The sequence below is a fragment of the Roseofilum sp. SBFL genome, from assembly GCF_017746885.1.
In the GTDB taxonomy this organism is placed as follows: Bacteria; Cyanobacteriota; Cyanobacteriia; order Cyanobacteriales; family Desertifilaceae; genus Roseofilum.
Genome location: NZ_JAGHZH010000175.1, coordinates 98,613 through 105,909 on the forward strand (window position 1 = coordinate 98,613; position 7,297 = coordinate 105,909).

Here is a 7,297-nt window from a genome sequence, read left to right on the forward strand (position 1 = left end):
GGGACTAGGCTAGGAAACACTGAGGGGAATTTTTCTCGCTGTCCGCTCTAACCACAATTCCAAGTCATTAGAGTCCGAAAACTTCAGCAAAGCAATAGATAGATCCTCTAGAGCCGACAGAGAGAGCGCCTCAATTTCTTCCTGTAAATAGGGCTTAACCGCTCCAACTTTCCAAGGCAGTTGCTGCAAAATCATTGCCACGGCTTGTTCGTGCTTACCTTTTTCTCTACCCTCTTCCATCCAATGCATAATGCTTGCCATGATTCGATCTCCATTTTTATTTTTAATCTTGAGTTATTCGGCTTCAGGAAGAACCCCAACTCAGCAAACAATGGCTGATCTCAACGCCCAGTTGCTTCTGGATCGTTTACTGTTGATAGATTAAATTCTTCCAGCGATCGCCACTTGAACTAAGTCGTATTGTTATCCATATTTAAGCATAATCTCTTTTCTACAAAAAGGCAATCACTTTACCTTGAATTTCTTTTAAAGAGTAACGCTATTTTTCTTCACTGCCTCCTTAAATAAAGTCCTGCGTGAATTACTTAGCTTCCATCCAACTCTTTCCTCGATGAATTTCTACCGCCAAAGGAATTTTTAAAGAAACCACCTGTTCCATCGTCTCTTGAACTTTCACCGACACCTCATCCCATTCCTCTACTGGCATTTCCAGTACTAATTCATCATGAACTTGCAAGAGCATCCGTGCCTCATAGGGACATAAAACTCGATCTAATTTCACCATTGCCATTTTAATTAAATCGGCGCTTGAACCTTGAATAGGTGCATTGGCAGCAGCACGCAATAACTCTGCATCCCTTTGTCCTGGTTGTATTTCTTCCCAGCTAATCTCCTCTAGAGGTTGTCCGCGTAAACGCATTAAATCAGATGATCCAAACTCAAAATAGCGCCTTCTCCCCAAAATTGTTTCCACAAAACCTTGACTAATCGCCTGTTTTTTTGTATATTCCAAATACTCAAACACTTTGGGATATTGGCGATTAAATCGCTTAATAAAATCATTACCTTCTCGCACACTTACTCTCGCTTCTCTGGCAAATCGTTGCGCCCCCATGCCATAAATAACTCCAAAATTAATCACTTTCCCTAAACGGCGCTCTTCCGAGGTTATCTCCTGGCGATCAAATAGCAACTGAGCGGTAACTTTATGGACATCGAGTTGATTTTGATAGGCATCTACCAGAATTGGATCGTCACTTAAATGGGCTAAAAGTCTTAACTCAATTTGGGAATAATCAGCCGCGACTAACGTCCATCCCGACTGAGGAATAAATGCTTTTCGGATTTGGCGGGAAAATTCGGTACGAATGGGAATATGTTGTAAATTCGGGTTAGAAGAAGATAAACGTCCCGTGCTGGTAACCGCTTGGTTAAAATCCGTATGCACTCGTTGGGTTTGGGAATTTACCAATTTGGGCAGAGCATCCACATAGGTGGATTTTAATTTATGTAACGTGCGGTACTCTAAAAGTGCCTTAACCACTCCCGTTTTATCCTCCGGTTGCAGTTTTTCTAAAGTTGCTGCATCTGTGGAATATCCAGTTTTGATTTTGCGCCCTTTGGGCAGGTTTAGTTGATCAAATAACAAGGTACTGACTTGCTTTGGGGAGCGTAAATTAAATTTTTCACCAGCAGCTTGATAGGTTTTTTCTTCAATATTTTTCAGTTGATCTGTCAATGGCTTGGAGAGAGTTTGCAGATAATTCTTGTCGATACAAATACCCCTCCACTCCATCTCTGCTAAAATCGGTTCCAATGGTAGTTCAACATCTTTTAAGAGCTGCTTAAGTTTGGGAAAATAGCTGATTTTTTTTGTAAAGATTGGGGCAAGTTGAAACGTGACATAGGCATCCATACCACAGTATTTCGTAACCAAGGAAATATCGATATCAGCAATGGTTTGTTCGTTGCGAACCAATTGCTCATAACTTTGGGGCATGAGTCCTAATTCTTGTTGGGCTAGGGCGCTGAGACTATGATTTCTATCTGGATTTAAGACATAACTGGCAAGTCGGGTATCGAGGACAACGCCTTGTAGATTAATGCCGTTATTTTTGAGGATTAACCGATCAAATTTAGCATTTTGGAAAACTTTAGGATAGGCAGGATTTTCGAGCAGGGGGCGCAGAAGTTCCAAAGCCCGATCGCTCTCTAGATTCTGTCCCCGTTTATGCTTGAGGGGGATATAGGCAACAGTCAGGGTTTCATCCTGCTGAAAACAGCATCCTAAACCGACTAATTCTGCATCTCTTGGTTCTAATGCTGTGGTTTCCGTATCCCAAGCAACAGGATGTTGGGGATCTTGGCAGGTTTTGAGTTTTGCAATTAAATCAGTCAGTTTCTGCTCATCATCAATAATAATCGGGGTAAAGGGCAACTGATTTTGAGCTTGCGCAGCTTCCGTTTCTGCTGCGCTCCAAAAATCGAGAGCTTCATCTACGATCTGTGCCTCAGCTTCTCCCACTTCTTGAGCTTTACCCCCTAACAGAGTTTGGAAGTGATTCAGTTTTGGGCGAAAAGTTTCTAATTCTAAGCGTTGGAATAACTCAGATGGGGCTTGGGGAGGAAAGCCTTGCAGATGACAATCATCTAGGGTGAGATCGAGGGGAACTTCAGTGGTGATTTGGGCTAAAAATTGGGAATGGTACGCATCACCTCTACCGGCGATTAACTTCTTTTGCATCGCGCCTTTGATTTGATCTACCGATGCATAAACCCCATCCAATGTGCTGTACTCTTGCAACAATTTCACCGCCGTTTTCTCCCCAATGCCTTTAACCCCAGGAATGTTATCTGAAGAGTCACCGCAAAGGGCTTTATAATCGACAATTTGGCTGGGATGAACTCCCATTTTTTCTTTCACTTGTGCTGGATAAAATTCCTGGGTTGCGGTATCGCGTTTCTGGCTACCTCCAGCAAGATACAGAACGCTGATGAGCTTTTCCGAATTGACGAGTTGGAATAAGTCGCGATCGCCGGTTAGGATCTTCACCTGATATCCTGCTTTAATCCCCCGCTCTGCTAGCGCCGCCAGCACATCATCGGCTTCATAACCCGCACAGGTGGCAATAGAAACCTGGAGAGCCACTAAAATCTGCTGTAGGTTTTGCAGATCGCCAATAAAATCCTCTGGAGTTTCCTGACGGTTGGCTTTATAGTTGACATCCGCTTGATGGCGAAACGTGGCTTCAGCGCGATCGAATGCTACGGCTAAGGCTTGGGGATGTTCTTTTTCGAGGACTTCAAACATCGACTTCAAAAAGCCAAAGCAGACACTGGTAGGGATACCACCACGGGTTTTCAGTCCTCCATCGCGCCCTTTAGAAAAGGCATAATAAGCACGGAAGGCTAAGGAATGTCCATCAATGAGCAGGAGGAGGGGACGAGGGGAATTTGCAACCACAGTGAGAATTCAAATGATGTGTTACGGGGATTATAGCAATTTACGACTGAATATATGAACACTGTATGAATACAGTAACTGGGCAATGAGTTTTGCTCTCCCAGATCCTCTTTCCTTTGCTTTTTCTTTACATTGAGACTTGAGAAATATTAAAAGTTACTCGATGTTTTTTCAAGTGCTTGTAAGAACAGAAGAGGGGATCGTCTTTCCGTTTTTGACAAAGTTCCTGAACAAAATTCCACATCACCTGGCAATCTTCTTTCAACACGTCTTCAAAATACTCTGTTCCGGTTTGTGAAATGATGAGGAAACATCCAACTGGCGCTCTCGATACTCTTAAATGAAGCATGGGTTTCTCTAGCAATTTGCTCTAGAAGAGGATTTTTATAACCCAATAGCAAAAAATCAAGCTCACCTACTTCATTAATATCGCCACTAACCAGTTCAATATTTAAGTTCATGGAAATTGTAGAGAAACTTTATAGAACTTTTCTTTTCTATGGAGTACAATTTTAAGTCTTAGACACTAAGCAATGCAAGCTATTGCTAGAGAGCCTGTTGCTTGTTGCCGAGCGCAAAGGACTATAACAGTTAATTAAATGGGGATGGATATTGTCTGTAATTTGCTGACACTCCCACTAATCTTTATAAAATGTTTAGCTTTGTGCCTTTTCCCTGTCCCCTATTGCTAGAGTACCTATCCCCCCCAGGGGGATGCTACCCTAGAAAAATGTGATCTTAAACCCACTGAGGAAACAGCCGTGGTTGCAACTCCAGAAAAATACTCAGAACAAACTCCAGTTGGCGATCGCCAGCCCCCTCGCGTTGCCGTTCTGTTAATGGGCTATGGTGAAGTGGAAAGTTATGCCGACTTTGCCAACTATAACGAACAAGCCCTAAATCTGCTCACCGCTAAGTTTGCACCGGTTCCGACTTGGATCTATCCCCCGTTAGCCAAACTCCTCGCGATCTTTGATTTCCATGAATGGAGTCATCAGCATGGTAATTTCATTTCCCCCCACAATGCCATTTTTGAGCGTCAGCGAGCCGGAATTGAGGAACATTTACAGCAAAAATGGGGCGATCGCATTAAAGTCTTTAAAGCCTTTAACTTTTGCGCTCCCTACCTTCCTGAGCAAGTGCTAGAGCAAATTAAGGCAGAAGGGTTTGATAAACTGCTCATTTATCCCCTGCTTGTTGTTGATTCCATTTTCACCAGTGGTATCGCTGTTGAACAAGTGAATCAAGCTCTGGCGAAAGAAGAGGGTAGCGAGCATTGGGTGACGGGAGAGCGCTATATTCCCTCATTTTATAACGAGCCAGACTATATCAACCTCATGGCTCAAGTAGTAGAGGAGAAAATTGCCCAGAAATTGCGCGATCGCATTTTACCCTCCCAAATTGGTATTGTTTTAATGAATCATGGCTGTCCCCACAAAGCCAAAGGCTTCACCTCCGGTATCACCGAAAGCCAAACCCTCTATGAATTAGTGCGGGAAAAACTGATTTACAAATATCCATTGATTTCCGTGGGTTGGCTCAACCACGATACCCCCCTGATTGAATGGACTCAACCTGACGCTAAACTGGCAGCAGAAAACCTGATTCAGCTTGGTGCAAAGGCGATCGTATTTATGCCTATTGGTTTCGTCACCGAAAACCACGAAACCCTACTCGATGTTGAGCATATTATCGAAGCCTTACAGCGCCAATACTCCAACATTACCTATATTCAAATGGAGTGCGCTAACGATCATCCAGAATTCCTACATATGGCTGCACATTGGGCAGATCCCCACATTGAAGATCTGCTCTCAGAAGAAGCTTTATCGGTGAATACTCAACTCACTGTTGAGCATCATCACCATCATCATCATCACGATCGCGATCATCATCACCATCATCATTAATTAAACGATTCCATAAATCGCTAAAAAGTAGGGGTGAAAACTTTTCGCCCCTACTTTTCTTAATATTAGCACTTCAACTCAACTAAATCGCGCTCAAACTTCACCCCTTTGCGCTCAACAATTTCCGTATCATAAACTTGAAAACCAAACTTCTTAAATAAACCCACACTAAACAGACTTACCTCAGCATAAAATCGTTTCATTTCCTGACTTTTTCCATAGTCTAAAACGACCCTCATCAAAGAACTACCAATCCCTTGATGCAAACAATCATGGCGCACATAGACTGAAGTAATATGCCCATCATTTCCTATACCCGCAAAGCCTAAAATATCAGTCTCATTCACTACCACAAACGTAGTAATATCAACAATAAACTGACGGAAAAAGCGTTCGCTTAACCCAAAAGCAGCCCAGGCTTGGGTCTGCTCTAAGGTATAATACTGGAGTCCATGGGTCTGAACCGTTTGATAGTAAAGATCTGCCAGTTCTGGCACATCAGATTCTTGAGCAACTCGAATATTCATCAACGATAACGATCTTGTTTAATTTTTCTGTCACTCTTGGAAAGTCTAACCAATTTCTAAGAATGATCGTCCGCGATCGCGAACTAAAGAATAATGATTCCGTACAATTGTATTGCGACCTAGATTCTGTAAATTTCATACACCCTAATGTGGAGAAAAAACTATGGCTCTCAATCAAGTTACCGTCACCATCGACAATGCTGCCCCTAATCTAGGAACCAGCCTCACCCCCTTCTGGGTTGGCTTCCATAATGGTGGTTTTGATACTTACGATCGCGGAGCGCCCGCCTCACCCGGACTAGAACGACTCGCAGAAGATGGCAATAATAGCGTTATCAGTCAAGAATTCACCAACAGTGGCTTCGGCAACCTCGATGCCACCATTGGCAGCGCTCCCATCGCCCCCGGAGCCACCGTCCGCCAAACCTTTAACGTTGATGCCTCTCAAGGTCGCTACTTTAACTACGCTTCTATGATCTTGCCCAGTAACGACACCTTCGTTGCCAACGGCAATCCCCTCGTTAACGAAATTTTTGATGCCAACGGTAACTTCGTCGGCGCTGATATCCTCATTTCCGGTTCGCAAGCCCTAGATGCCGGCACCGAAGTCAACGACGAAATTCCAGCCAACACCGCCTTCTTCGGGCAGAGCGCTCCCAACACCGGAGTCGCTCAAAACGGAACCATTCAACTCGCTACCGGCTTCAATGCTCCCGGAAGCGGCGGCATTCTCGACGATGCTCGGTTCACCAACGCTGACTATACCGCTGCCAACTATCAAATAGCTCGCATCCGAGTCACCTCCAATCCCTCCGCGCGCCTCTCTTCCGTACTCACCGGCGCTCAAGAAGTTCCCCCCACTACTTCTAATGCCACCGGTACTTCGCAACTCATCCTGAATGAATTTGGCGATGCACTCAGTTACGAACTCAACGTCTTCGGCTTGGATTTTGGTCAAATCCTCAACGGTACGCCGCAAACCGCCGATCCCAATGATGATGTCACCCGCATCCACATCCATAATGCTCCTCGCGGGCAAAATGGTCCCATCGTCTTCGGTTTAGTCGATCTGATTAATGCTGCCAACAACGGTCAAGATAGTGACGATCTGCAAATTACGCAAAATACTGATGGTTCAGTAACCTTACGCGGAATTTGGGAAGAGACCGATCTGCCGCGTGTAAGTGGGGACGCGACTCAGCGGGCACCTGTCTCTTTTACCAAAGAACTGGGTTTAAAGCCCCGTCCTTTAGCGAAGCGGAGGGCGGCTTTTTTAATTGGTCGCACCATTTAGAAAAATCCATGCTATGATTTATCGCAAGCAAGAACGATAAAACCATGATGGTCTACGAGATGAAACTAGAAGGAGCGAAAGAGCAGTACGGAAGGCTCGATGAAGCTATCCGCACGGGTCGTTTTGTTCGCAATAGTATCAT

6 protein-coding genes and 1 pseudogene are annotated in these 7,297 nt (G+C 44.3%); 3 read left to right on the top strand and 4 right to left on the bottom strand.

What is annotated here, in order from left to right; genetic code table 11:
• Nucleotides 1–9: 9 nt before the first annotated feature.
• The 3 genes from J7545_RS19180 to J7545_RS19190 all read right to left on the bottom strand — a co-directional run bounded on the left by J7545_RS19180 (nt 10) and on the right by J7545_RS19190 (nt 3,885).
• Complete coding sequence (locus tag J7545_RS19180) at nt 10–261, bottom strand: DUF4351 domain-containing protein (protein WP_318702250.1); 252 nt, start codon at nt 259–261, stop codon at nt 10–12.
• Between the two features lie 280 nt (nt 262–541).
• Nucleotides 542–3,424, bottom strand: coding sequence for a DNA polymerase I (gene polA, locus J7545_RS19185; protein WP_318702252.1), 2,883 nt, complete (start codon nt 3,422–3,424; stop codon nt 542–544).
• A gap of 272 nt (nt 3,425–3,696) precedes the next feature.
• Nucleotides 3,697–3,885: a hypothetical protein gene (locus J7545_RS19190; RefSeq protein ID WP_318720011.1), complete on the bottom strand. Its 189-nt coding sequence runs from the start codon at nt 3,883–3,885 to the stop codon at nt 3,697–3,699.
• 300 nt (nt 3,886–4,185) lie between these two features.
• Here J7545_RS19190 and J7545_RS19195 point away from each other — a divergent pair, with 300 nt between their 5' ends.
• On the top strand, nt 4,186–5,334 hold the full coding sequence (locus J7545_RS19195; protein WP_318720012.1) for a ferrochelatase: 1,149 nt from the start codon (nt 4,186–4,188) through the stop codon (nt 5,332–5,334).
• Between the two features lie 65 nt (nt 5,335–5,399).
• Here J7545_RS19195 and J7545_RS19200 read toward each other — a convergent pair whose 3' ends face one another.
• Complete coding sequence (locus J7545_RS19200) at nt 5,400–5,861, bottom strand: GNAT family N-acetyltransferase (RefSeq protein ID WP_318720013.1); 462 nt, start codon at nt 5,859–5,861, stop codon at nt 5,400–5,402.
• A gap of 163 nt (nt 5,862–6,024) precedes the next feature.
• Between J7545_RS19200 and J7545_RS19205 the strand changes: the two genes are divergently transcribed.
• Nucleotides 6,025–7,155, top strand: a complete 1,131-nt coding sequence (locus J7545_RS19205; RefSeq protein ID WP_318720014.1) for a spondin domain-containing protein — start codon at nt 6,025–6,027, stop codon at nt 7,153–7,155.
• 44 nt (nt 7,156–7,199) lie between these two features.
• A pseudogene (locus J7545_RS24205) lies at nt 7,200–7,297 on the top strand (transposase); the annotation flags it as partial.